Genomic DNA, 22,650 nt, shown 5'->3' on the forward strand with positions numbered 1-22,650 from the left:
GGGTCGAGCCTGTCGAAACCTGTTTCAATAAGGGGTGAGCATCCCTACCGAACCGCAGACAACGGTTCGCCGTAGCCACTTCGTCGATCTGACCCCCTTCCGTCGCAGCCCCGCGTTCTTCCGACTCTGGCTCGGCACGGGCATCGCCGGCGTCGGCAGCCAGATGACCGTCGTCGCGGTCGGCCTGCACATCTTCCAGCTCACCGGCTCGACCGGCGCCGTCGCGCTCGTCGGCGTGATCGGCCTGCTGCCGATGATCATCGCCGGCCTCTACGGCGGCGTGCTCGCCGACACCTTCGACCGGCGCATCGTCGCGATCGTCGCCGAGACCGTCGCGTGGATCTCGGTGCTCGGCCTCGCGGGTCTCGCCTGGTTCCATATCGAGGTGCTCTGGTTGTACTACGCGCTGACAACCCTCACCGCCGTGTCGACCACCATCGTGGGCGCGACCCGGGCGGCGATCGTGCCGCGTCTGGTGGAGAAGCCGCTGCTCCCCGCGGCATCCGCCCTGGGTGGAATCAGCATGGGAGTCGCCATCACGCTCGGCCCCGCGATCGCGGGCGTGCTCGTCGCCACGGTCGGCATCCAGTGGACGTACACGATCGACGCCGTGCTGTTCCTCGCCGCGTTCACCGGCATCCTCACGCTTCCCCCGATCAAGCCCGAGGGCGGCTCGGCCGTGCGCGGCATCCCGGCGCTCGTCGAGGGCATCGGGTTCCTGCGGCGTGCTCCCAACATCCGCCTCGGCTTCCTCATCGACCTCTTCGCCATGACGTTCGGCATGGCCCGCGTGCTCTACCCCGCGGTCGGCGCACTCGTCATCGGCGGCGGCGCGGTCACGGTCGGCATCCTCTTCGCGGCCGGAGCGGTCGGCACGCTGCTCAGCTCCCTGTTCTCCGGACGGCTCGGGCACGTGCGCTGGCAGGGCCGCGCCATCCGCAATGCCGTCATCGCCTACGGGGCCTCGATGCTGCTCTTCGGCCTCGTGCTGCTGCCGCTCGGCACCCAGCCCAGCGGGTCGATCACCGACTCGCTCTCCACCGCGAACCTGCCCGCGCTGCTGATCGCGTCGATCGCCCTCGCCGGGGCGGGAGCGGCCGACAACATCAGCGCCGTGTTCCGCAACACGATGCTGCAATCGGCGGTGCCCGACGCGATGCGCGGCCGCACGCAGGGCATCTACATCGTGGTCGTCACGGGCGGGCCTCGCCTCGGCGACGCCTACATCGGCCTCGTCGCCGCGACCATGCTGTTCTGGCTGCCGTCGCTGCTCGGCGGCGTCATCATCATCGCCGCCGTCGCGATCCTCGTGCGCATCAACGCGTCGTTCCGCGATTACGACGCCCTCGACCCGAAGCCCTAACGTTGAGGTCATGACTACCTTCGACCTCGTCGTGCGCGGCGCCTTCGTTCTCATCGGCGGCAACTGGCGGGCGGCCGAGATCGGCGTGACCGACGGCGTCGTCGCGGCGATCAGCGGTACCCCGCTCGACGGGCGCGAGGTCGTCACCCTGGCCGACGACGAGGTGCTCGTGCCCGGTTTCGTCGACACCCACGTGCACGTGAACGAGCCCGGCCGCACCGAGTGGGAGGGCTTCGCCAGCGCGACCCGCGCCGCCGCGGTCGGCGGGGTCACCACGATCATCGACATGCCGCTCAACAGCATCCCGGCGACGACCACCGTCGACGCGCTCGAGACCAAGCGCGCGGTGGCCGGGTCGAAGGCGATCGTCGACGTGGGATTCTGGGGCGGCGCCGTGCCGGAGAACCTCGGCACCCTCCGCGAACTGCACGAGGCGGGCGTGTTCGGTTTCAAGGCGTTCCTCGCGCCCAGCGGCGTCGACGAGTTCGGCCACCTCGACGCCGACCAGCTCGAGACCGCGCTCGACGAGCTCGCCGAGTTCGACGGCTTGCTCATCGTGCACGCCGAAGACCCCGGAGTGCTCGACGCCCACGCCAACGAGGGCGGCACCGGCTACCACCGCTTCGTCGAGTCGCGTCCCGACGAGGCCGAGACGACGGCCATCGACCGCGTCATCGCCGGCGTGCGCCGCACCGGCGGCCGCGCGCACATCCTGCACCTGTCGTCGGCCGCCGCGCTGCCCGCCCTGCGCGCCGCCCGCGCCGAGGGCCTGCGCATCACCGTCGAGACCTGCCCGCACTACCTCACCATCAGCGAGGAGCAGATCGCCGACGGCGCCACCCAGTTCAAGTGCTGCCCGCCGATCCGCGACGACGCCAACCGCGACGCCCTCTGGCAGGCGCTCGTCGACGGCGACATCGACATCGTGGTCACCGACCACTCCCCCTCCACCGCCGAACTGAAGTTCGCGCACGGCGGGGATTTCGGCAAGGCCTGGGGCGGCATCGCCGGCCTGCAGACCGGCGTGGCCGCCGTCTGGGCGGAGGCTGCCCGCCGCGGCATCCCGCTCGAAAGCGTCGTGAACTGGATGTCGACGGCTACCGCCCGTTTCGCCGGCCTAGCCGGCAAGGGGGTCATCAGCGTCGGGGCGACGGCGGACCTCGTGGTGTTCGCCCCCGACGAGACGTTCACCGTGCACGCGGGAGAGCTGCAGCACAAGAACGCCGTGAGCGCCTTCGACGGCCGCGAACTGCGCGGCGTCGCGCGGCGCACCTGGCTCGGCGGACGCGAGCTCACGATCGCCGCCGACGCCCCCACCGGCACGCTGCTCTCGCGGTAGCCCGCCCGGGTGTGCGCCGCTGTTCGGCGCACACGACGCGCGTTTTCCCGTAACACCGCGGTCACATGGCGGTGCAAGAATCGCGGCATGGCAATAATCCTGGGCGACAACCAGTACGGCAAGGCCGAGAACCGCGTCGTGCGTATCTACCGCGACTCCGCTCGGCACGAGATCCGCGACCTGAACGTGAGCACCGCGCTGCGCGGCCCGTTCCAGCCGGCGTACCTCGAGGGCAACCAGACCAACGTGCTGCCCACCGACACCCAGAAGAACACGGCGTTCGCCTTCGCGAAGTCGAAGGGTGTCGAGGCGATCGAGGCGTTCGGCCTCGAGCTCGCCCGCCACTTCGTGCACGACGTCGACCCCGTCGAGGGCGCGCGCATCGAGATCGAGGAGTACGCGTGGGAGCGCGCGGTCGTCGACGGCGTCGAACACGACCACACCTGGCTGCGCAAGGGACAGGAGATCCGCACCGCGGCGATCACCGTCGACGCGAGCGGCGAGTACGTCGTCGGCGGCCTCAAAGACCTCGTACTGCTCAAGTCGACCGGCAGCGAGTTCGCCGGCTTCCTCACCGACGAGTACACGACCCTGCAGGAGACCCACGACCGCGTGATGGCGACGTCGCTCGTCGCGCAGTGGCGCTTCACGTCGACAGACGTCGACTGGGACGACGTCTACGCCGGCATCAAGCGCATCATGGTCAAGGAGTTCGCGACCCTGCAGTCGCTCGCCCTGCAGCAGACGCTCTGGCACATGGGCCGCGCGGTGCTCGAGGCCTACCCGTTCATCGCCGAGGTCAAGCTCAAGGCGCCGAACAAGCACCACTTCGTCGTCGACCTCTCGCCCTTCGAACTGGAGAACCCGGGCGAGGTCTTCATCGCCGCCGACCGGCCCTACGGCCTGATCGAGGCGACCGTGCTGCGCGACGACGCTCCCCCGGCCGGAGACGCCTGGCGCATTTCGGCGGGGCTGGCATGAGCGAGACTGTCGGAATGAACGACATCGATACCCCGGATGCCGCGGCTCACGCCGCTCCGGGCCAGGCCGCTCTCGACGCCAAGTGGCTCGCGCGCGCCATCGACCTCGCGACGCTCAACGTGTCGCAGGGCGGCGGCCCGTTCGGAGCGGTCATCGTGCGGGACGGCGAGCTCATCGCCGAGGGGCAGAACCGCGTGACGGCCAACCTCGACCCGACGGCCCACGCCGAGGTCACCGCGATCCGCGCCGCCTGCCAGGCGGTCGGAGACTTCTCGCTCGCCGGCATGACGCTCTACACGTCGTGCGAACCGTGCCCGCTCTGCCTCTCGGCATCGCTCTGGGCGCGGCTCGCCCGTGTGGTGTTCGCGGCCGACCGCGACGACGCTGCCCGCGGCGGGTTCGACGACCGCGAGTTCTACGAACTGTTCGCCCGCGACCGCGCGACCTGGGGCATGGCCGTGGAGGCCGTGCGTCCCGAGAACGCGCCCGAACCGTTCGACGCCTGGCTGGCGCTCGAGGCGCGCACCGACTACTAGGCACCGGGCGGGGTGAGCCTGTCGAAACCCAGTGAGGATTTCGACAGGCACAATCCGCTTCTTGCTACAGGGCCGCCGCCACCTCGGCGTGCAGGTCGAGCAGCGGCACCGTGCGCTCCACCGGACCCCGGGCGAAGCCGCACTCGGTCGAGACGCCGAACGCCGGCACGAACGGGGCCGCCGCGGCGGCGCGACGCAGGGCGCCGTCCACACCGTCTTCGTGGTGCACGAGCCCGAGGAACAGTTCTGTGTCGCCCCACTCGACGGTCTCGAGCGGCGCGAAGTACGCGGCGTCGTCGCGCTCGATCGGCACGGGCAGATGGATCCAGGAGATGGCACGCGGGGAGCCCGCGAGCAGTCCCGCTGCGACTTCGGCCAGGGTCGCGGCATCCGTCGGCTGGTGGAAATGGGACTCTTCGACGTCGCCGTAACAGAGGTGGTAGCCGAGCTCGACGTCGGCGGGCACGGCGGCGGCCTGCCGCAGCCCACGCTCGAGGACCCCGGCGAGGATCTGCTCGTGGGTGTCGCCGAACCACGCGGTCATCGGGTGGCCGAAGATCGTGGCCCGGTCGAGGAGACCGAATTCGAGGGCGGTGTCCCACTGGATGGCGAGGTCGTCGTGCGGGATGGCGGCGAGGATCGCGTCGACCTCGCGGAGGATCGCGCGCTCGTACACGGGCTCGATTGCCGCCCGCACGGAGAGCTCGAAGAAGCTGCCGACGACCCCGGCGGGAGTGGGCAGCGACACCTGGAACCGCACCCCGGCCGGGATGACGCCCTCGGAGCGCAGACGCACGAAGGTCGCGTACGACTCGATCGCGGCATCCGCGTAACCGAGGGCCGGGAACACGATCGACTCCGCGTCGACGCCGTCGGCGAGGGTGATCGGACGGGTGTCGAACTCGTCGCGGATGTAGAAACCGGGTTCGCCGATGCGCACGAGACCGGGCACGGATTCGAACAGGAGGTTCTGGAACTGGATCCAGTAGTAGCGCTTGCCGACTTCGCCGTCGGGGATGCGCGCTGCGGTGCCGGCGAGGTGCTCGCTGGCGAGGCGGAAGGTGGACTCGGCATCCGGCTGGGAGACGCTGCCGACGAGGAGTGTTGAGGTGGTCACGGGTCAATTGTTGCCGAGCGTTACCCGCGGCGGCGGTCGGTTGACGCGGGACGTAACGCGCTACTCCTCGTCGTCGCCCGGCTTCGGCTTGTCGTCCTCGTTCTTCTCTGCCTCACGGGCGGCCTTCTCGGCTTCCCGCTCTGCTTCCTTCTGCGCCTTCTCGTCGGCCGCCTGCTGCTCGGCCGCGGCCTGTTCGGCGGCGATCCGGTCGGCCTCGGCCTTTTCGGCCGCCGCCTGCTGCTCGGCTGCTACCCGCTCGGCTTCGGCCGCGGCGGCGGCAGCTGCCGCCGCTTCGGCGGCGGCGATCTGTTGTGCCAGATCGGCGCGCACCGCGTCGATCGCCGTCTGGATGGTCTGCGACCGCTCGGCGGTCACGTCGCCGCTGTCGACCGCGGCGTCGAGTTCGCCCTGCAGGGCGTCAAGTTCGGCGGTGGCGCCGGTCGGGTCGCCCGTCGAGGCCAGGGTCGCGACCTGCTGCACCGACTGCTGCAGAGTCTGCGCGGCGGAGTCGCTGAGGTCGGGCTGGGGCGCGCAACCGAGCAGCGTCGAAGCGCTGAGCAGCACGACGAGTGCGGTCGGGATCAGTCGGCGGTTCACGGTGTCACGCTCTCCATCAGGTCGTCGAGGTGGGTGCCGAGCTCGCCCTCGTTCGCGGGCAGGGGCTCGGGTTCGTTGATCTCGCTGCTCGCGCTGTCGCCCTGCAGCGCGGTCACGACGGCGAAGGTTCCCCCGCCGACGACGAGGAGCGCGGCAATCACGGCGGCGGCGATGCGGCCGCGGTGCGGGCGGCGTTCGACCGGCGCTGCGGGGCTGGGCGCAGAAGCAGCCGCGGACCGGAAGGCGGGCTGCGCTGCCGGCTCGGCGGCGGGCAGCACGGTCGTCGCGGCATCCGACTGTTCGGCGGGCAGGACGGTCGTCGCGGCATCCACGCGTTCGGCGGGCAGCACGGTCGTCGCGGCACCCGTGTCCGCCGGCTGCTCCGCGTCGGCCGGCTGCTCCGCGGTTGCCGCGGCGGTGTGTCCGACGGGCAGGACCGCGGTCGGGGGATCCATCGCTTCGGTGGCGCCGGAGTCGTCGGCCGGAAGCACGGCGGCCGGCGCGGCATATACCTCGCGTTCGAGCCGGCGCGCGAGCTCGACCACCTCGAGGGCGGTCGGACGATCGGCGGGGTCTCTCGCGGTCATCCGGGTCAGCAGCGCGACCCAGCCCGGGCGGAGGGTGGACGGGACGACGGGGTCGCTGACGAGCCGCGCCGACAGCGATTCGACCATCGTGCCCTCGAACGCGCGCACGCCGGTCAGCGCCTCGAGCGTGACGAGACCGAGCGAGTAGACGTCGGCGGGCGAGTCGGGTGCCTCGCCGCTCGCCTGCTCGGGGCTCAGGTACGCCGCCGTGCCGATGATCGTGCCCGGCATGGTGAGGCGCGTGCTGTCGATCAGGTAGGCGATGCCGAAGTCGCTGAGCTTCGCGCGGAACTCGATCGCGGGCAGAGCCGACGGGTTGAGCAGGATGTTCGCCGGCTTCACGTCGCGGTGCACGACGCCGTTGCCGTGCACGACGTGCAGCGCCTCCGCGAGGTCGACGAGCAGCTGCGCGACGTCGAGCTCGGCGATCGGCCCGCGGGCGATGCGCTCGGCGAGGGTCGGGCCCTCGACGAGTTCCATCACCAGGAACGAGCGGTCGGCTTGGTCGACGCTCGCGTCGAAGAGGGTCACGAGCGCGTGGTGGTTGAGCGAGGCGAGCAGGCGGATCTCGGATGACTCGCGTCCGAGCCCCGCCGTCGCCTCGGTGTCGATCTCGAATACCTTGACGGCGACGCTGCGGCCGAGCGGCACGTCGGTCGCCCGGTAGACGGAGGCCATGCCGCCGCGGCCGAGCAGCGACTCGACGGTGTAGCGGCCGCCGATGACCGTGCCGGCCTCGATAGGGGTGCGCGGGGATTCCATGTCAGTCCTCCAGCGCGACGCCGCGCAGGTCGGGCAGCGTCAGCGCGGCGATCGCGGCGACGGCGAAGACGGCGGCGAAGACGCCGAAGGGCAGGGCCACTCCCCCGGCGGCGAGCAGCAGCGGTACGCAGAGCGGGGCGATGATCGAGGCGAGACGGCCGAAGCCGGCGGCCCAGCCGGCGCCGGTCCCGCGCACGCGGGTCGGGTACAGCTCGGGCGTCACGGCGTAGAGCGCGCCCCACGCGCCGAGGTTGAAGAACGACAACAGCGCGCCGAAGACCAGGATCGTGGCGACGTCGTCGGCGGTACCGAAGAACCCGGCAGAGACCGCGGAACCCGCGAGGAAGACGGCGAGCGTGACGCGGCGACCCCACTTCTCCACGAGCCAAGCCGACACCGCGTATCCCGGCAGCTGCGCGAGCGTGATGATGAGCGTGTACTCGAACGAGCGCACGAGCGAGAAGCCCTGCGCCACGAGCAGTGTCGGCAGCCAGATGAACGCGCCGTAGTAGGCGAAGTTGACGCAGAACCAGACCAGCCAGAGCGAGATCGTGCGCCGGCGCAGGCGCGCACCGAACAGCGTCGCGATGGGGCGGTCGGAGGAGACCGCCGGTTCGGGCGCATCGGTCGTCGCCGGCGGGGCGGTGACGCCCGCGGCATCCTCGAAGTCTCTGACGATCTTTTCGGCCTCGGTGTGCCGGCCCTTCGCCTCGAGGAACCGCACCGACTCGGGCAGCCGCAGCCGCACGACGATCGCCCAGACCGCGGGCACGGCGCCGAGGGCGAGCGCCCAACGCCAGCCGTTGTCGCTCGTGGGGATGACGAAGTAGCCGATGAGCGCGGCGGCGGTCCAGCCGACGGCCCAGAAGGACTCGAGGATCACGATGATGCGGCCGCGGATGCGCGCCGGGGCGAACTCGCTCATCAGGGTCGACGCGACCGGCAGTTCGGCGCCGAGGCCGAGACCGACGAGGAAGCGCAGCGCGATCAGCATGCCGACCGAGAGCGAGAACGCGGAGAGGCCGGTGAACACGCCGTAGATCAGCAGGGTCAGCGCGAAGACCTGACGGCGGCCGAGCTTGTCGGCGAGCAGACCGCCGAGGCTCGCGCCGATCGCCATGCCGAGGAATCCGGCGGACGCGACGAAGCCGAGCGAGCCCGCATCGGCCTTCCAGACCACGGCGAGCTGGGCGATGACGAACGAGATGAGGCCGACGTCCATGGCGTCGAGCGCCCAGCCGATGCCGCTGCCGCCGAGCAGGCGCGAGTGCCTGCGCGTCCACGGGAGCTTGTCGAGCCGCTGCGAACGCGTGAGGGGTGTGGTCATGGTCAGCTTCCGCGGTAGGTGGAGAAGGCGAACGGGCTGAGCAGCAGGGGCACGTGGTAGTGCGCCGTCTCGTCCGTCAGCTCGAAGTCGATCGACACCCGGGGGTAGAACGTGGGGGTCTGCGTGCGGGCGAAGTAGACGCCCGTCTCGAACACGATGCCGTACTCGCCGTGCGGCAGGGCGTCGGGGCCGAGGTCGGGCACGCGGCCGTCGGCGTCCGTGATGCCTTCGGCGACGAGCGCGCCCTCGGAGTCGTAGAGCGCGACGGCGATGCCGGCCGCCGGGCGGCCGAGCGCGGCGTCGAGGACGTGGGTGGTGACGTGGCTCATGCTTCGGCTCCGAACAGCTTCTCCAGGCGCAGCAGGGCGATCTCGCGCAGCTGCTCTCCGACGATCTCGAGCTCGGAGGCGTTCGGCAGTTCGAGGCGGCGGGTGAGTTCCTCGAGGATCTCGGCGCGCGTGCGGCCGGCGGCGCGGATGATGAAGACGCGGCCGAACCGTTCCTCGTACGCCTCGTTGCCGGCGGCGATCTGGGCGGCCACGAGGGCGTCCTCGTCGCCGAGCGCGGACTGCTCGTCACGGCTGAACGACTGCGCCTGTCCCTCCCCCACCGGCTTTTCGCCGATGCGTGGGTGGTGCGCGATGGCCTCGTCGATTTCGGCGGGGCTGAGCGGGGTCGCGGCCTCGGCTGCGGCATCCAGCAACCGGGCGACGGATTCGTAGGGGTAGCCGGCGGCGACCTCGTCGATCCAGCGGTTCACGGACAGGCTCGCGGCTAGGCCGTCGCGCAGGGTGGTCTCGGTGACATCCATCATTGTCTGCCTAACATTACCCATGGCTATAACCGGAGTGGTTCTCGCGGCGGGCGCCGGGCGCCGCATGGGCACCCCGAAGGCGCTGCTGTCGACCGCGGCGGGCGAGTCGTGGGTCGGCATCGCCTGCCGGCTTCTGCTCGAGGCCGGGTGCGAACGGGTCGTGGTCGTGCTGGGTGCGTCGGCCGCGTCGGTGGTCGTGCCGACGGATGCCGCGATCCAGTCGGTCGTCAACGAGGACTGGGCGAGCGGGATGGGTTCCTCCCTGCGCGTCGGGCTCGAGGCGGCGTCGGGCGACGCGGCGCTGATCGCGGTCGTGGACATGCCCGAGCTGCCGGTCGCGGTGGTGCGACGGGTGCTGGCGACCGGTGCTCCGCTGGTCCGCGCGGTGTTCGACGGGAAGCCCGGGCATCCCGTGCTGATCGGAGCCGCGCACTGGGCCGCTGCGATCGCGACGCTCGGTGGCGACCGCGGGGCGCGCGCGTATCTCGACGCGCACGGAGTGGTCGACGTGGAGTGCGGCGACCTGTACGACGGGCACGACGTCGATACGCCCGGTGGTTGAGGCCGTCGAAACCCAGGGTTTCGACAAGCTCAACCCGCCTGGGCGTGGGCGTACCCCGGCTCCCGTAGCGCCGGGCAGTGCTCGGGCGTCGGATGCCGCGCGATGTCGATCATGCGGTCGAGGGCGTCCCGCGCCGCGGACAGATCGGCCATGGCGGCGGTGATGCGGTCGCGCTCGGCCTCGAGCACCTCGAAGACCTCGTCGGTGGCCAGGCCGCTCTCGACGCAGGGCAGCAGCTGCAGGATCGTGCGGCTCGGCAGCCCGGCGGTGAAGAACTGCTGGATCAGCTGCACCCGCTCGACGGCGGACTCCGAGTAGGTGCGCTGACCGGTGGACGAGCGCTCCGACGCCAACAGCCCCTTCTCTTCGTAGTAGCGCAGCGACCGGGTGCTGACTCCCGCCTGGTTCGCGATGTCGCCGATTCTCAACATTTCACCCACTCCATCCGACATCCGGTTTCTGACTTGCCCTTAACGTCAATGTCAACACTTAGCGTAGCCGACGACCGGTCGAAACCGGCGGGTCGAACCGAGCAGAAAGCACTGTCCCCCATGAATGTGAACGACCAGATCGCCCTCGTCACCGGAGCCAACCGCGGAATCGGCCGCCAGTTCGTCCTCGAACTCCTCGACCGCGGCGCGGCGAAGGTCTACGCCACCGCCCGCCGGCCCGAGACTCTGGACTTCGACGACGCGCGCGTCGTACCGCTGCACCTCGACCTGCTGGACCCCGCATCGATCGCCGCGGCTGCGGCGACCGCCACCGACGTCACCGTGCTGGTGAACAACGCCGGCGTCTCCACCGGCGCTCTGCTGGTCACCGGCGACCCGGCCGAGATCCGCCGCGAGATGGACACGCACTTCTGGGGCACGCTCGGCGTGATCCGCGAGTTCGCGCCCGTGCTCGCGAAGAACGACGGCGGCGCCATCGTCAACGTGCTGTCCGCGCTGTCGTGGTTCGCCGCTCCGGGATCCGGAGCGTATTCGTCGGCGAAGGCCGCCGAGTGGAACATGACCAACGGTGTGCGCCTCGAACTCGCGGCGCAGGGCACGCTCGTGCAGGGGGTGTTGCTGGGCGCCGCCGACACGGATATCGCCGCCGGCTACGACGGGCCGAAAATCGACCCCCGCGACGTTCCCCGGCTCTCGCTCGACGGTCTCGAATCGGGCTCGATCGAAATCGTCGTCGACGACTGGACCGCGATGGTCAAGGCCTCGCTCGCCGGCGACCCCGCGCCGTTCTACGCGCAGATGACGCAGCTGCTGGGGTAGCAGCGCACGTCACAGCGGATTGGGCCTGTCGAAACCCAGGGTTTCGACAGGCCCAATCCGCCTCGAGAACGATCTAGACGATCGCGGCGCGCAGCTCTGCGGCCGCGGCACCCACGTCGGGGGCACCGTAGATGGCACCGCCGGCGACCGCGACGGTCGCACCCGACTGCTGCACCGCGGCGATGGTCGACGCGTTGATGCCACCGGCCACGGAGAAGTCGACGCCCGAGGTCGCGCCGTCGTCGAGCAGCGTCTGGAAGGTGAAGCCCTCCTCGGCCTGCTCGTCGAGACCGGCGTGCATTTCGACGAACTGGGCACCGAGCGCGATGACTTCCTTGGCACGCGCGGCCTTGTCGGCGACGCCGATCAGGTCCACGACGATGCCCTTGCCGTGGGCCGTGGCGGCCTTGACCGCGCCCACGATGGTGCTGTCTCCGGCGACGCCGAGCACCGTGACCAGGTCGGCTCCGGCAGTGAAGGCGATGTCGGCTTCGAGCTCGCCAGCATCCATCGTCTTGAGGTCGGCGAAGACGATCTTGTCGGGGTGTGCGGCCTTGATCGCGGTGATCGCGGAGAGTCCGGCTGCCTTGATGAGCGGCGTACCGAGCTCGAGGATGTCGACGTGGGGAGCTGCCGCGGCGGCGAGCTCGAGTGCGGCCTCGGTGGTGAGGGTGTCCATGGCGAACTGCAGTTTCACGGTGGTTCTACTTTCTATCGGGGGTGGGGAGTCATTCGAGATTGGAGTGCCGCGGCCAGAGCTCGTCGGCCGTCTGGCCCGAGTCGAGCCAGAGCGAGTGGAAGAGCGCGTCGCCGATCGTCACGACGGTCTGCTCGAAGAGGCTGCCCGCATACTGCGCGGTGACCGTGCTGTCGCGGTCGAGCTTGCGGGCCGCCTCGACCAGAAGTGTCACGGTTGCGAGCTTCGAGACAGCGGATGCCGCGTCGGCGGTGATCGCGACGACGGACGCCTTCACGTCGGTCGCGGTCTGCGCGGCCCGCACGATCCCGGCGGTGGACCCGGATCCGCTCGCCACGAGCAGCACGTCGCCCTCGCCGATGGCCGGCGCGGTCACTTCGCCCACGACGTGGACGGCGAGACCGAGATGCATCAGCCGCATGGCGGTGAACTGCAGGGCTATGCCCGAACGGCCGGCGCCGAGCAGGAAAACCCGGTTCGCGTCGCGGATGACGCGGGCCGCGTCATCCAGAGCCCCGCCGTTCGCGGCATCGAGGCCTCGCACGGCCACGGCGTTTTCCGCGGCGATGATCTCGAGGGCCTGCGCGACGGTGGGCTGTGCGGTTGCGGACGGGGTCATTACTCCATGGTCGGCGCGGGCCCGGTTCGTGGCCGCCCACCCATCGAGCTGTCTTTCCTACCCGTTCGGGTAGTGTCGGGCCGTGCCGACCTCTCCGCTTTCCCCCTCCGACGATCTGCTCGACGACGTGCGCGGGGTGATCTCGCAGTCGCTGCTCGGTATCGCGCAGGCGCTCTCCGACCTGCTGCGGCCCGCTGTCGGGCACGATGCCCTGGTGATCTTCACCGAGGACTGCACGGGCCGCCCGCAGAAGAAGGCCGGGCAGGCGCGCATCGTCGAGAACGTCACCATCGCCGAGCTCGACGTATTGCGCGGTCGCTCCGCCGGGGACCCACAGCCCGCGCGCTGGGACGACGCGGCGATCGCGGGCGGCACCCACCCGGTCGCGGTGTGGACGGCCGACACGGCCGCGATCCTCGTACTGGTCGGGGTCTCCGACGAGCCGATCGCCGCCGAGACGGCAGCCCGCATCGCGCGCGTGTGGCAGCTCGTCGCGTTGAGCATCCGCCAGCAGGTCGCGACCGCCTCCCCCGCCTACCTCGCCGACTCGCGGTCGGCGTCGCGCGACCGCGCGAGCCTCATCGCCGACCTGACCGACGCGCACGCGACGACCCTGGAGTCGCTGCTCGTCGTCCTCCGTTCTGCGCAGCACGGCGACGCGGCCGCCCGGCAGCGCGCCGTGGACATCGCGGCGGCGGCGATGGTGTCGCTGCGCGCCGTCTCCGACCGCGACCGCGTGCTCTCGGAAGAGCCCGTGCACAGCGCGTTCGAGCGTCTGCGCGACGACCTCGCGCCGCTCGTGCGGCACGGCGGCCTGGACGTGGAGTTCGTTCCGCCGCCCGCCGCCGGACGCCCGCTGCCCGGCGAGGTGGCCCACGCCGCGCGCGCCGTCGTGCGGGGAGCGGTACTCGCCCTGAGCGACGCCGCGGCCGTCGACCGGGTGCGCATCCAGTGGGACTGCGACGGATCGAACCTGCTCGTCGACATCCGCGACAACGGCGCCGGCGACCTCACCGCCGAGACGCCCGGGCTGAGCCAGCTGGCCGCCCGGGTGTCGGTGCTGGACGGCTCGTTCACGGTCGCGGCCACCGCGGGCTGGGGCTCGCAGCTGCAGATCTCGCTGCCTCTCGACGCGGTTGCCCCGGCGCTCAACCTCGTCGGCGCGGACCTCACCCCCCGCGAACGCGACGTGCTCGCGCTGCTCGCCGAGGGCGCGCGCAACCGCGCGATCGGGTCGGCGCTGACGATCAGCGAGAACACGGTGAAGTTCCACGTGGCGAACCTGCTGCACAAGACGGGCACGACGTCGAGGGCACAGCTGGTGGCGCTGGTCGCCGGTGGTTGAGTAGCGCCGTCTCCGGCGCGTATCGAAACCGGCGGGTCGAGCTTGTCGAAACCCCGACGTCAGGGCCGCAGCGCCCGCAGCCGCTCCGCGAGCGCGCGCACCCGTCGCAGTCCGAGCTGCTTGATCCGCCCCATCGGCTGAAGCAGCACGTTCGTGTCCTCGTCGAGCACGATGCGCAGCGCGTCACCGCCGTCGATGCGCTCGATCGCATTCCACGGGATCGTCGCGAACGCAATCGCGCCGTCGACGGAGAGAAAACGGAGACCATCGTCATCCGCCTGAATCGGGAACGGACGCTGCGGCGGCGCTCCTCGCAAGGAAAACGGCTCGAGATGGTCCTTCAGCCCAGGCGTCGGAGCGACGACGAACGTGTTCGAAAGCCGACGAGCCGTCCTCTCGGCGGGCACGATGCGACGACGCCTGACCACGAAGACAGCGACAACGGGCGACATGAAAGCCACCACGGTCAGCAATTGCAAGAGAAGTACTCGAGGCGTGTAGACGTCGGGCAAGGCGATGAAGAGCAGCACAAGGACCACCCAACTCAGGGCCATTGCCACCCACACGAACGCGAGAAAAACGCGGTCCCGGCGGCGGAACAGCAGATACTCGCTCCCCGCCCTCACTCCCCCGCGCTCCGCGCGACATCCTCGAGCTTCGCGCGGTACCCCGCCCACCAGGACGTATCGACCTCGGGCAGGTTGGTGTTCGCGACGCGCAATCCGGCCGCGCCGTCGACCAGCTCGCGGACGATGTCGGCGTGACCCGCGTGACGGTGCGTCTCCGCGATCATGTGCACGAGGATCTTCTGCAGCGTCACATCGCGGGTCTCCTCGCGCCACCACGCCACGACGCCGGGGGCGTCGAGGTCGAGCGCCGCGACCGTCGCGTCGGAGTTCGCCCAGACCCGGCGGTACAGCCCGACGATGTCGTCGCGCGACTCGTCCGCGGTGGCCCAGAGGTCGGCGTTCGGCTCGGCGTCGTCGTCGAACCAGGGCATCGGCTCCGGAAACGGCCGCCCGAATACGTCGCCCAGATACCCGGCCTCCACGCTCGCCACGTGCTTCACGAGGCCGAGCAGGTTGGTGCCGGTCGGCACGAGCGGGCGCCGCGCGTCGTACTCCGAGACGCCCTCGAGCTTCCAGAGCAGGGCGTCGCGGCCCTCCTGCAGGTAGTGCAGCAGCACGGTCTTCTGATCGTCGGCGGTCATGCGGTCAGCCTGTCAGGTCGGGGGCGATCAGACAACAGGATGCCGCGGCCCGCGCCGCGGCATCCGTCCTGTCGACCGTGCGGATCGTGTAATTCGTCCTGTCGAGTACGCGTCGTGCTGTCGCGCCGCGACCTAGCTCTTCCCGGACTCCGGCCCCAGTGCCGTCTCCGACAGCGAGCCGGCCGCCGCACCTTTGAGCTCGACGAGGATGGTGTGGGTCGGAGTGTCTCCGATGTTCTCCCCCGCGTGACGCTGAGCCGGAAGCCACACGGCCTGTCCGGCATCCAGAGCCGTCTCGAACTCGCGGCCGCCCGCCGACAGCCGCCGTCGGAACGAGCTCAGCGTCACCATCACGCTGTTGGGATGCCCGTGCGGGGTCGTCCGAGTTCCGGGCTCGTCGCTGTAGTCGAGCACGCGCACGAAGTCGTTCTCCCACAGCAGCCTGTAGTGGTCGGGGTTCGTCACGATCGGGTCGTCGTCGCTCATGCGGTGACCGTACGCCCGCGCGCCGCCCGGGCGGAAGGGGGTTCAGCCCTCCAGCTCGTCCAGCTCGCGGTAGGCGTCGCCGATCGCCGCGATGCGGGCGGCGCCCTCGCGGGGCCGCGCGCCGAGCACGGCCGCCGCGAGCAGGCTGATCACGCTCGCCGCCGCCGCGTAGCTGTCGAACGCGGTCACGCTGTCGACCGGGCATTCGATGAGAACGTCGACCGCGTCGGCATACCGGGCACTGTCGCTGAGCAGAACCACGCGAGCGTCGGATGCCGCGGCGAGCTCCACCACTCCCGAAAACAGGGCCGGACGCCGACGAAAGCCGAGCACCACCACGACATCGTCGGCGGCGAGTGCCGCGAGCTCCTCCCCGATCGACTGGCCGGGCAGCGGGGCGAGTTCGACGCCCTGCCGCGCGTGCGCCAGTTGCTGCCGGAGGTGCAGCGCCATCGGGTAGCTGTTGCGGAACCCCACGACCACGACCCGGCGGGCGCCCGCAATCAGTGCCGCGGCGGGCGCGAGGTCGAGCCCGGCGAGGGCGGCGCGCAGGTTCGCGAGCTCGCGGTCGAGGTGCTCGGCGAAGTTCGCCGGGGTCTCGCTCGCCACCGGGGTGCCGCTGGCGCGGAGCGCGCGCACGTGGTCGCGCAGCTCGTCGGCGTTCTCGAACCCGAGCCGGCGGTAGAGGCGGCTGACGGTCGCCTTCGACACTCCGCTGAGCCGCGCGACCTCGGTCGCGTTGTAGAGCGCGAGGTCGGCGAGGTGGTCGCGCATGAAGTCGGCGGCGCGCTGCTCCTGCGGCGAGAGCTCGCGGTAGCCCGCGTCGATACGGGCGGCGAGGGAACTGCTCACCGCGACTCGATGAGGTGGCGCACCGTCGCCTCGTAGGCGTCGACGGCGGCCGCGACATCCGCCTTCTTCACTGCCTCGTCGGGGTGGTGGCTGACACCGCCCTTGCAGCGCAGGAAGAGCATCGCGATCGGCGTGACGGCGACGACCGCCATGCCGTCGTGGCCGGCCCGGCTCCAGAAGGCCATCGGATCGGCGTCTCCGGTGGAACGGATGCCGGCGGCCACGGCTTCCTGCAGCGCGAGATCGCAGCGCACGGCGTCGGCGCGGTAGATCTCGGTCGCGTGGTAGCCGAGGCCGCGGCGCTCCGCGATCGCGTGCGCCGCCTCGGTAATGAGCCGGATGCTTTCGTCGCGGTCCTCGTCGAACTCGGCGCGCAGGTCGAGGCTGAACTCGACGCGTCCGGGAATCACGTTGACGCCTCCCGGGAACGCCTGCAGCCGGCCGACGGTGCCGATCACGCCGCGCTCCTTGGAGATGCGCTCGATTTCGACGACGAGTTCGCTCGCGCCGACGAGCGCGTCGCGGCGACGGTCGTAGGGGGTGCCGCCCGCGTGTCCGGCTTTGCCGGTCATGGTGAGCGCGAAGCGGCGGGCGCCCGCGATCGACGTGACGACGGCGAGACGACGGTCGGCGTCCTCGAGGTACGGGCCCTGCTCGATGTGAGCCTCGAGGTAGCCGACGAGGTCGTCGGGGCGACGGAACGCGCCGGGCAGGCGGGCGGGGTCGAGACCGAAGTCCTGGAACGCCTCGAACAGGGTGATGCCGTCTTTGTCGGTGAGGTTCCACCAGTCGTCGTGCCAGGTTCCGGCGAGCGCGCGGCTGCCGATCAGCGCGGTGCCGAAACGGGTGCCCTCCTCGTCGCTGAACGCGACGACCTCGAGGGCGAAGGGCAGCTCGATGCCCGAGTCCCGGATACGGCCGACGACCGCGATCGCGAGCAGGACCCCGAGCATGCCGTCGTAGCGCCCGGCGTCGGGGACCGTGTCGATGTGGCTCCCGAGCAGCAGGGCGGGGAGTCCCGGTTCGCGGCCCTCGAGGCGTCCGCACTGGTTGCCCGCGGCATCCTGCCAGGTGGAGAGCCCGGCCTCGCGCATCCACTCGGCGACGAGGTCGTTGGCCGCGCGGTGCTCTTTCGAGAGGTGCACGCGCTCCAGGTAGTCGGGGTGGCTCGAGATCGCGGCGAGCTCGTCGCAGCGGTCGAGCAGCAGCTGGGCGGTGGCGTCGGTCATCAGAGTCCCGCTCCTTCTACGCCGAGGCGTACATGTCGAGGGCCGCACCGACGCCGCTGCCCGCGGTGACGGTCACTCCGCCGCGGCGAAGCACCTGTTCGAGTGCGGCGAGCGTGAGCAGCACGGTGTCGCGGCGCGCGTTGTAGCCCATCGTGCCGATGCGCCAGACCCGGCCGTGCAGCGGGCCGAAGCTCGTGCCGATCTCGATGCCGTAGTCGTTCAGCATCGCGGCCCGGGCGCCGTCGCCGTCGATGCCGTCGGGGATCTCGACGCCGACCACGTTGTTCATCTTGTGCTTCTGGTCGCCGAAGAGCGTGAGCCCCATGGCGGTGAGTCCCGTCGCCATGGCGTCGCCGTGCAGGCGATGACGCTCGACGGCCTCGGGGATTCCCTCGTCGACGAGCAGACGGGCGCACTCGCGCGCGCCGTAGAGGGCCGACGTGGCCTCGGTGTGGTGGTTGAGGCGCTTCGGCCCCCAGTAGTCCATGATCATCGCGAGGTCGAAGTAGTTGGAACGGATGGGGTGGGCGGATGCGACATCCCCCTCGCTTCTGATGCCCGCCTCGATGCTCTTGCGGGAGTTGATCAGGTCGACGGCGCGCGGCGACAGGGTGATCGGGGCGCTGCCCGAGGGGCCGCCGAGGCACTTCTGCAGCCCGGCGGTGACGACGTCGACGCCCCAGGCGTCGGTCTCGAAACGGTTGCCGCCGAGGGACGCGGTGGCGTCGGCGTAGAGGATGACGTCGTTCGCGGCGCAGAGCGCGCCGATCTCGTCGAGGGGCTGGGCGACGGTGGTCGAGGTGTCGCCGTGCACGATCGCGAGCACCTTGGGGCGCACCTCGGCGATGGCCGCGGCGATCGCGTCGGTCGAGAAGACGGTTCCCCACTCGGCCTCGATCACGTGCACCTCGGCTCCGCAGCGCTCGGCGATCTCGCGAAGCAGGTGGCCGAAGCGGCCGAAGACGGGCACGAGCACGCGGTCGCCCGGCTCGATCAGCGACACGAGGGCCGCTTCGATGCCCGCGCGGCTCGTGCCGTCGACGAGCATCGTCTGCTGGTTGCGGGTGCGGAAGACGCCGCGGTACAGCTCCATGGTCTCATTCATATACCCGGTCATCGCCGGATCGTACTGGCCGACGAGCTGGGCGCTCATCGCGCGGAGCACGCGCGGGTCGGCATTGATCGGACCGGGTCCCATCAGCAGCCGCTGCGGAGGGTTGATCGGTTCGAATGACATGCGCGCTCCCGTGAATCAGTTGTTCCAGAGTTTCAGGTTACTGGAACAGATGTTTCACGCGGGTAACGAGTCCGCGGTTTGAGCGCCCCGAAACCGCGAGCCCGCCGAAACCCTAGGCTTGCGACATGGCTTTCGTACAGTTCGAACTTCCCGACGACCTCGCCGACGAGGCCCTCGAGGAGGCGCGCAGCCGCGGACTCACCGTCGCCGAGCTCGCGCTCTCGTCGTTCGAGGACTACCTCGTCGACCTGCGCGACCTGCGGTCGCTGTAGGCGGGTTGCGCGTGTCGAAACCCACAGTGAGGATTTCGGCGGGCTCAATCCGCTTGGGGCACCAGCGCCGAGTGGAACTTCGCCCCCGTGATCACCGCACCGAGATCGCCGTAGCGCGGCGCCACGACGCACAGCCCGACGGGCGCGCCGTCGACGGTGAGCGCCGGCACCGACAGCCCCGGACGCCCCGTGAGCCCCGCGATGCAGGTCAGGCGCAGGGTGCTCGCCCGCGTCGACTCGATGGTCTCCGGCGACGCCGTGGCCGACGGGGCGACGGATGACGCGGCCGGCAGCAACAGCGTCCGCCCGTCGAGCGCGTCCTCGATGCTCAGCCGCGCGGCCGCGAGCGCCACGCGGGCACGGGCTTCCGCCTCGGCGCTGATCGTCGAGGCCCAGGCGAAGCGCGCGGCGATGTCGTCGCCGAGCGCCCCCGGGTGCGCGACGATCCACTCGCCGTGGGTGGCCCAGGCCTCTGCGGCCTGCACGACGCGGAACGTCTCGAACAGGTCGTCGATGTGCCCGAGGTCGACGTCGGCGAGGTCGTCGATGAGCCCGTCGGCGGCGAGCGTCTCGATGGCCGCCTCGAATGCCGAACTCACTCCGGCGGTCGACTGCGCGGTCAGCGCGCCGGCGACGGCGAACCGCGCGCTCGGCGGCAGCACCTGCCGCGACAGGTCGAGCGACGCGGTCGCCGCGGCGCGCATCACCCAGGCGTCGCGCGTCAGCCAGCCGACGGTGTCGAACGAGGGCGCGAGCGGCAGCAGTCCCTCGACGCTCACGGCGCCGTGCGTCGTGCGCAGTCCCCAGAGTCCCTGGTACGAGGCGGGCACCCGCAGCGATCCGCCGGTATCGGTGCCGAGTCCGATCGACGCCTGGCCGAGGGCGACCGCGGAGGCGGGCCCGCTCGACGAGCCGCCCGGGATCCCCCCGACGACCGCGCCGTTGGGCGGGGTGCCGTAGTGCGGATTGCGGCCGGCGATGCTGTACGCGAACTCGTCGGTGCGCGCGATCCCCGCGATGTCGGCACCGGTCGCGAGCAGTGCGGCGACGGCCGGCGCGTGCGCGGTGGCGAGCGGGGCCTCGGCGAGGTATGCGGGCACTCCCGCGCCCACGGCGAACCCGGCGACGTCGAACAGGTCTTTCACCGCGACGGTCTGGCTGGCGAGCTCCGGCGCCTCGGCCCCGGCGACGAGAGGGGTGCCGACGGTACGCCAGACCGTGGCGTTGACCGCGGGCGCCGGCAGGCTCACGTGCGCGACCTCGACCGCCCAGTCTCCGTCGATGCGGCGCCAGAGCTGCGTCTGCTGGCCGCGTCCCCCGGTGACGGGAGCCGTGACGGCGACGACCACCGCGGCATCCTCGTCGATCTCTCTCACGACGACCGACACGATGGTGCGCTTCAGCGCCCCGCCCCGGCCCTTGCGGAACGTGCTGATCGCGTCGTGCCCGTACAGGATGCCGCCCGCGTCGCCGCGCAGCGTGTCGTCGCCCGCGGCGAACAGGCGGTCGAGCTCGGCGAGGTCGTTGGCCATCAGCGCGGTCTCGTAGGCCCAGAAGGCGTCCAGCAGGCCGTCGGGGGCGGATGCCGCGGCGCCCAGGTTCACGTCGGTCATTCGAAGTCCGCCACTCTGATCCGCGCGTGCACTCCCTTGACGAGGTCGACGACCTGGGAGATGTTGAAGTCCGTGGCCGCGCTCAGGTAGGCGTAGGCGTGGGCGGCGTCCATGCCGAAGCGGGCCTGCAACAGGCCGATGGCCGCGCGCACGCAGTTCTGCACCGCCTCGTCGAGGTCGGGGCTCATGCCGGTGGGCACGAGGAACTCGCCCGTCTCGGCGAGCGGGCCGGCGAGGACCCCGAAGGCCTCGACCGCGTCGGACTGGGTGACGACCTCGAAGCGCAGCGTCACCCGCAGCGACGCCTCCATCGCGGTGAGCGAGACCTCGCCGTCGCCCTGAGCGAAGTGCGGGTCGCCGACGTAGGCGAGCGCGCCGGGAACCTGCACCGGCAGGTAGAGCGTCGAACCGACGGTGAGCAGGTTGATGTCGATATTGCCGCCGTGCGCACCCGGCGGCACGGAGTGCGGGCGCTCGTCCCCGGCGACGGCGACACCCATGATGCCGAGGAACGGCGCGAGCGGGAAGCGCACGCTGTGCTCGCCGCCGAGGACGCGGGGCATGGTCCCGTGCGCGCCGTCGACGGCCGCGAACACGCTGACGTTCGCCTCGCCCTGCGGGAACTCGTCGGGCAGGGCGCCGCGGCCGTGGCGGTTGGAGACGACGCCGTAGGGAACGCGGGGCGTCGCCTCGAGCACCGTGATCTTGAGCAGGTCGCCCGGCAGCGCGCTCTCGACGAAGATCGGGCCGGTGACGACGTGCGGGCCGTCGTCGGCGCCGCGCGTGCGGGTCGCGGTCAGGGCGATCGCGTCGGCGAGCACGGATTCCGCGGGCACACCGAATCCGCCGAAGAAGGCGACCGGGTCGCTGCCCTGGTCCTCGAGCAGTCCCTCGTGGCTGAGGGTGTCGATCGTCACTTCGGCGCCGGAGTGGACGGTGAGCACGGGCTCGTCGGCCGCGCAGGGAAGGCGGCCCCAGAACACCTCGTGCGGGGTGGAGGGCAGGTAGTGCGGCGCGCGGATCGCGCCCGCTCCCGGCTGCAGGGCATCCGTTGCTGACATGGCTGTTGCCCTCGACATTCTTGCGTTCCAGTACTGTCTAGACAGAGTAGCGACTCCCCGAGGGCGCACGATCCCGAAGGAGCCCCCATGAAAAACCGTCTGCAGGCGCACCCCGCCGGCCTCCACCTGGGCCTGATGCTCGCCCTCACGTTCTCGACCGGCATCATCGACGCGGTCGGCTATCTCGGCCTCGACCGGGTTTTCACCGGCAACATGACCGGCAACGTCGTGATCCTCGGCATGGCCCTCACAGGCGCCGACGACCTGCCCATCATCGGGCCGATCATCGCCCTCGTGCTGTTCCTGCTCGGCGCGCTCATCGCCGGCCGCACCCTGCGCCCCGTCGCCGCCGGCTGGTCGGGACGCAGCACGATCCTGTTTACCGTCGTCGGCGTCATCATCCTCGCGGCCGCCGTGCCGCTGCTGCTCGTCGCCGAGCCGGCCGAACCGCTCGCCTTCGCCGTGACTGGCGCGCTCGGCCTCGCCATGGGAATGCAGGCGGGTGCCGCGCGCCACATCGGCGTGAAGGACGTCACGACCGTCGTCGTGACGTCGACCCTCGTCGGCCTCGCCTTCGACTCGAAGTTCGGCGGCAACTCCGGCCAGCAGTGGAAGCGCCGCGCGGGCGCCGTGCTGCTCATCGGCCTGGGCGCCCTCGTCGGCGGCCTGCTGTTGAACGTTCACATCGGGCTCGGGATGGCGGTGGCCGCCGTCATCACTCTGGTGTGCGCGCTGCTCGGGCACATCGGGCGGCCCCACACGGCGTAGCGCTT

26 protein-coding genes are annotated in these 22,650 nt (G+C 71.0%); 9 read left to right on the top strand and 17 right to left on the bottom strand.

Features of this window, described 5'->3' with window-relative positions:
• Nucleotides 1-34 precede the first annotated feature (34 nt).
• The 4 genes from HD599_RS11910 to HD599_RS11925 all read left to right on the top strand — a co-directional run bounded on the left by HD599_RS11910 (nt 35) and on the right by HD599_RS11925 (nt 4,219).
• Nucleotides 35-1,363 carry an MFS transporter gene (locus tag HD599_RS11910; RefSeq protein ID WP_184237817.1) on the top strand — a complete coding sequence of 443 codons (1,329 nt, stop codon included), beginning with the start codon at nt 35-37 and terminating at the stop codon, nt 1,361-1,363.
• Nucleotides 1,364-1,373: 10 nt separating this feature from the next.
• Nucleotides 1,374-2,702, top strand: a complete 1,329-nt coding sequence (gene allB / locus HD599_RS11915) for an allantoinase AllB (RefSeq protein ID WP_184237819.1) — start codon at nt 1,374-1,376, stop codon at nt 2,700-2,702.
• Between the two features lie 87 nt (nt 2,703-2,789).
• Nucleotides 2,790-3,683, top strand: coding sequence for a factor-independent urate hydroxylase (gene pucL / locus HD599_RS11920; protein WP_184237821.1), 894 nt, complete (start codon nt 2,790-2,792; stop codon nt 3,681-3,683).
• A 14-nt stretch (nt 3,684-3,697) separates the two neighbouring features.
• A complete protein-coding gene (locus HD599_RS11925) occupies nt 3,698-4,219 on the top strand; it encodes a nucleoside deaminase (RefSeq protein WP_184237823.1) in 522 nt (173 codons plus the stop codon).
• Between the two features lie 64 nt (nt 4,220-4,283).
• Here HD599_RS11925 and HD599_RS11930 read toward each other — a convergent pair whose 3' ends face one another.
• Genes HD599_RS11930 through uraD form a run of 6 tightly spaced genes read right to left on the bottom strand, consistent with a single transcriptional unit; the run spans nt 4,284 to nt 9,420 of the window.
• Nucleotides 4,284-5,336, bottom strand: a complete 1,053-nt coding sequence (locus tag HD599_RS11930; protein ID WP_184237825.1) for a hypothetical protein — start codon at nt 5,334-5,336, stop codon at nt 4,284-4,286.
• 60 nt (nt 5,337-5,396) lie between these two features.
• Nucleotides 5,397-5,933, bottom strand: coding sequence for an FIMAH domain-containing protein (locus tag HD599_RS11935; protein ID WP_184237827.1), 537 nt, complete (start codon nt 5,931-5,933; stop codon nt 5,397-5,399).
• Entirely contained in the window at nt 5,930-7,282 is a 1,353-nt protein-coding gene (locus tag HD599_RS11940) for a serine/threonine-protein kinase (protein WP_184237829.1), read from the bottom strand. The genes HD599_RS11935 and HD599_RS11940 overlap by 4 nt, the downstream gene beginning before the upstream one ends.
• A 1-nt stretch (nt 7,283) precedes the next feature.
• On the bottom strand, nt 7,284-8,609 hold the full coding sequence (locus HD599_RS11945) for an MFS transporter (RefSeq protein ID WP_184237831.1): 1,326 nt from the start codon (nt 8,607-8,609) through the stop codon (nt 7,284-7,286).
• A 2-nt stretch (nt 8,610-8,611) separates the two neighbouring features.
• Nucleotides 8,612-8,938, bottom strand: coding sequence for a hydroxyisourate hydrolase (uraH, locus tag HD599_RS11950; protein WP_184237840.1), 327 nt, complete (start codon nt 8,936-8,938; stop codon nt 8,612-8,614).
• Nucleotides 8,935-9,420, bottom strand: coding sequence for a 2-oxo-4-hydroxy-4-carboxy-5-ureidoimidazoline decarboxylase (gene uraD / locus HD599_RS11955; protein WP_246376192.1), 486 nt, complete (start codon nt 9,418-9,420; stop codon nt 8,935-8,937). Before uraD ends, uraH begins: the two co-directional genes overlap by 4 nt.
• Nucleotides 9,421-9,442: 22 nt before the next feature.
• Between uraD and HD599_RS11960 the strand changes: the two genes are divergently transcribed.
• Nucleotides 9,443-9,985: a nucleotidyltransferase family protein gene (locus HD599_RS11960; RefSeq protein ID WP_184237844.1), complete on the top strand. Its 543-nt coding sequence runs from the start codon at nt 9,443-9,445 to the stop codon at nt 9,983-9,985.
• A 29-nt stretch (nt 9,986-10,014) separates the two neighbouring features.
• On the opposite strand, the gene HD599_RS11965 is transcribed toward HD599_RS11960, so the two are convergent.
• On the bottom strand, nt 10,015-10,416 hold the full coding sequence (locus HD599_RS11965) for a MerR family transcriptional regulator (RefSeq protein ID WP_184237846.1): 402 nt from the start codon (nt 10,414-10,416) through the stop codon (nt 10,015-10,017).
• Nucleotides 10,417-10,536: 120 nt separating this feature from the next.
• Between HD599_RS11965 and HD599_RS11970 the strand changes: the two genes are divergently transcribed.
• Entirely contained in the window at nt 10,537-11,256 is a 720-nt protein-coding gene (locus HD599_RS11970) for an SDR family oxidoreductase (protein ID WP_184237848.1), read from the top strand.
• Between the two features lie 73 nt (nt 11,257-11,329).
• Here HD599_RS11970 and hxlA read toward each other — a convergent pair whose 3' ends face one another.
• The gene (gene hxlA, locus HD599_RS11975) at nt 11,330-11,953 is read right to left on the bottom strand and encodes a 3-hexulose-6-phosphate synthase (protein ID WP_184237850.1); all 624 of its coding nucleotides are present in this window, start codon (nt 11,951-11,953) and stop codon (nt 11,330-11,332) included.
• A gap of 31 nt (nt 11,954-11,984) precedes the next feature.
• A complete protein-coding gene (gene hxlB, locus HD599_RS11980) occupies nt 11,985-12,572 on the bottom strand; it encodes a 6-phospho-3-hexuloisomerase (protein WP_184237853.1) in 588 nt (195 codons plus the stop codon).
• 82 nt (nt 12,573-12,654) lie between these two features.
• Between hxlB and HD599_RS18055 the strand changes: the two genes are divergently transcribed.
• The gene (locus HD599_RS18055; RefSeq protein ID WP_343062039.1) at nt 12,655-13,917 is read left to right on the top strand and encodes a LuxR C-terminal-related transcriptional regulator; all 1,263 of its coding nucleotides are present in this window, start codon (nt 12,655-12,657) and stop codon (nt 13,915-13,917) included.
• Between the two features lie 59 nt (nt 13,918-13,976).
• Here HD599_RS18055 and HD599_RS11990 read toward each other — a convergent pair whose 3' ends face one another.
• From HD599_RS11990 to HD599_RS12015, 6 genes are all read right to left on the bottom strand, one after another.
• The gene (locus tag HD599_RS11990; protein ID WP_184237855.1) at nt 13,977-14,447 is read right to left on the bottom strand and encodes a hypothetical protein; all 471 of its coding nucleotides are present in this window, start codon (nt 14,445-14,447) and stop codon (nt 13,977-13,979) included.
• A gap of 92 nt (nt 14,448-14,539) precedes the next feature.
• On the bottom strand, nt 14,540-15,127 hold the full coding sequence (locus HD599_RS11995) for a DinB family protein (RefSeq protein ID WP_184237857.1): 588 nt from the start codon (nt 15,125-15,127) through the stop codon (nt 14,540-14,542).
• Between the two features lie 132 nt (nt 15,128-15,259).
• Nucleotides 15,260-15,613: a cupin domain-containing protein gene (locus tag HD599_RS12000; protein ID WP_184237859.1), complete on the bottom strand. Its 354-nt coding sequence runs from the start codon at nt 15,611-15,613 to the stop codon at nt 15,260-15,262.
• A gap of 42 nt (nt 15,614-15,655) precedes the next feature.
• Nucleotides 15,656-16,465, bottom strand: coding sequence for a MurR/RpiR family transcriptional regulator (locus HD599_RS18215; RefSeq protein ID WP_343062040.1), 810 nt, complete (start codon nt 16,463-16,465; stop codon nt 15,656-15,658).
• Nucleotides 16,462-17,694: an allantoate amidohydrolase gene (locus HD599_RS12010; protein ID WP_184237861.1), complete on the bottom strand. Its 1,233-nt coding sequence runs from the start codon at nt 17,692-17,694 to the stop codon at nt 16,462-16,464. Before HD599_RS12010 ends, HD599_RS18215 begins: the two co-directional genes overlap by 4 nt.
• Nucleotides 17,695-17,710: 16 nt before the next feature.
• Nucleotides 17,711-18,931, bottom strand: coding sequence for a pyridoxal-phosphate-dependent aminotransferase family protein (locus HD599_RS12015; RefSeq protein WP_184237863.1), 1,221 nt, complete (start codon nt 18,929-18,931; stop codon nt 17,711-17,713).
• Nucleotides 18,932-19,056: 125 nt separating this feature from the next.
• Between HD599_RS12015 and HD599_RS12020 the strand changes: the two genes are divergently transcribed.
• Nucleotides 19,057-19,203, top strand: coding sequence for a hypothetical protein (locus tag HD599_RS12020; RefSeq protein WP_184237865.1), 147 nt, complete (start codon nt 19,057-19,059; stop codon nt 19,201-19,203).
• A 44-nt stretch (nt 19,204-19,247) separates the two neighbouring features.
• Here HD599_RS12020 and HD599_RS12025 read toward each other — a convergent pair whose 3' ends face one another.
• Nucleotides 19,248-20,816 carry an AtzH-like domain-containing protein gene (locus tag HD599_RS12025; protein ID WP_184237868.1) on the bottom strand — a complete coding sequence of 523 codons (1,569 nt, stop codon included), beginning with the start codon at nt 20,814-20,816 and terminating at the stop codon, nt 19,248-19,250.
• Nucleotides 20,813-21,877 (bottom strand): acetamidase/formamidase family protein, encoded by a 1,065-nt coding sequence (locus tag HD599_RS12030; protein ID WP_184237870.1) that lies wholly within the window; start codon nt 21,875-21,877, stop codon nt 20,813-20,815. The genes HD599_RS12025 and HD599_RS12030 overlap by 4 nt, the downstream gene beginning before the upstream one ends.
• Before the next feature lie 87 nt (nt 21,878-21,964).
• Between HD599_RS12030 and HD599_RS12035 the strand changes: the two genes are divergently transcribed.
• Nucleotides 21,965-22,645: a YoaK family protein gene (locus HD599_RS12035; RefSeq protein ID WP_184237872.1), complete on the top strand. Its 681-nt coding sequence runs from the start codon at nt 21,965-21,967 to the stop codon at nt 22,643-22,645.
• Nucleotides 22,646-22,650: the final 5 nt, after the last annotated feature.

This window comes from Conyzicola lurida (assembly GCF_014204935.1).
GTDB classification, from domain to species: domain Bacteria; phylum Actinomycetota; class Actinomycetes; order Actinomycetales; family Microbacteriaceae; genus Conyzicola; species Conyzicola lurida.

Excerpts from the sequence above, each read along its gene's own strand:
- allB (WP_184237819.1), top strand. The coding sequence starts at position 1,374 with ATGACTACCTTCGACCTCGTCGTGCGCGGCGCCTTCGTTCTCATCGGC.
- pucL (WP_184237821.1), top strand. The coding sequence starts at position 2,790 with ATGGCAATAATCCTGGGCGACAACCAGTACGGCAAGGCCGAGAACCGC.
- HD599_RS11925 (WP_184237823.1), top strand. The coding sequence starts at position 3,698 with ATGAACGACATCGATACCCCGGATGCCGCGGCTCACGCCGCTCCGGGC.
- HD599_RS11940 (WP_184237829.1), bottom strand. The coding sequence starts at position 7,282 with ATGGAATCCCCGCGCACCCCTATCGAGGCCGGCACGGTCATCGGCGGC.
- HD599_RS11945 (WP_184237831.1), bottom strand. The coding sequence starts at position 8,609 with ATGACCACACCCCTCACGCGTTCGCAGCGGCTCGACAAGCTCCCGTGG.
- uraH (WP_184237840.1), bottom strand. The coding sequence starts at position 8,938 with ATGAGCCACGTCACCACCCACGTCCTCGACGCCGCGCTCGGCCGCCCG.
- uraD (WP_246376192.1), bottom strand. The coding sequence starts at position 9,420 with ATGGATGTCACCGAGACCACCCTGCGCGACGGCCTAGCCGCGAGCCTG.
- HD599_RS11960 (WP_184237844.1), top strand. The coding sequence starts at position 9,443 with ATGGCTATAACCGGAGTGGTTCTCGCGGCGGGCGCCGGGCGCCGCATG.
- HD599_RS11965 (WP_184237846.1), bottom strand. The coding sequence starts at position 10,416 with ATGTTGAGAATCGGCGACATCGCGAACCAGGCGGGAGTCAGCACCCGG.
- HD599_RS11970 (WP_184237848.1), top strand. The coding sequence starts at position 10,537 with ATGAATGTGAACGACCAGATCGCCCTCGTCACCGGAGCCAACCGCGGA.
- hxlB (WP_184237853.1), bottom strand. The coding sequence starts at position 12,572 with ATGACCCCGTCCGCAACCGCACAGCCCACCGTCGCGCAGGCCCTCGAG.
- HD599_RS11995 (WP_184237857.1), bottom strand. The coding sequence starts at position 15,127 with ATGACCGCCGACGATCAGAAGACCGTGCTGCTGCACTACCTGCAGGAG.
- HD599_RS12000 (WP_184237859.1), bottom strand. The coding sequence starts at position 15,613 with ATGAGCGACGACGACCCGATCGTGACGAACCCCGACCACTACAGGCTG.
- HD599_RS12010 (WP_184237861.1), bottom strand. The coding sequence starts at position 17,694 with ATGACCGACGCCACCGCCCAGCTGCTGCTCGACCGCTGCGACGAGCTC.
- HD599_RS12015 (WP_184237863.1), bottom strand. The coding sequence starts at position 18,931 with ATGTCATTCGAACCGATCAACCCTCCGCAGCGGCTGCTGATGGGACCC.
- HD599_RS12020 (WP_184237865.1), top strand. The coding sequence starts at position 19,057 with ATGGCTTTCGTACAGTTCGAACTTCCCGACGACCTCGCCGACGAGGCC.
- HD599_RS12025 (WP_184237868.1), bottom strand. The coding sequence starts at position 20,816 with ATGACCGACGTGAACCTGGGCGCCGCGGCATCCGCCCCCGACGGCCTG.
- HD599_RS12030 (WP_184237870.1), bottom strand. The coding sequence starts at position 21,877 with ATGTCAGCAACGGATGCCCTGCAGCCGGGAGCGGGCGCGATCCGCGCG.
- HD599_RS12035 (WP_184237872.1), top strand. The coding sequence starts at position 21,965 with ATGAAAAACCGTCTGCAGGCGCACCCCGCCGGCCTCCACCTGGGCCTG.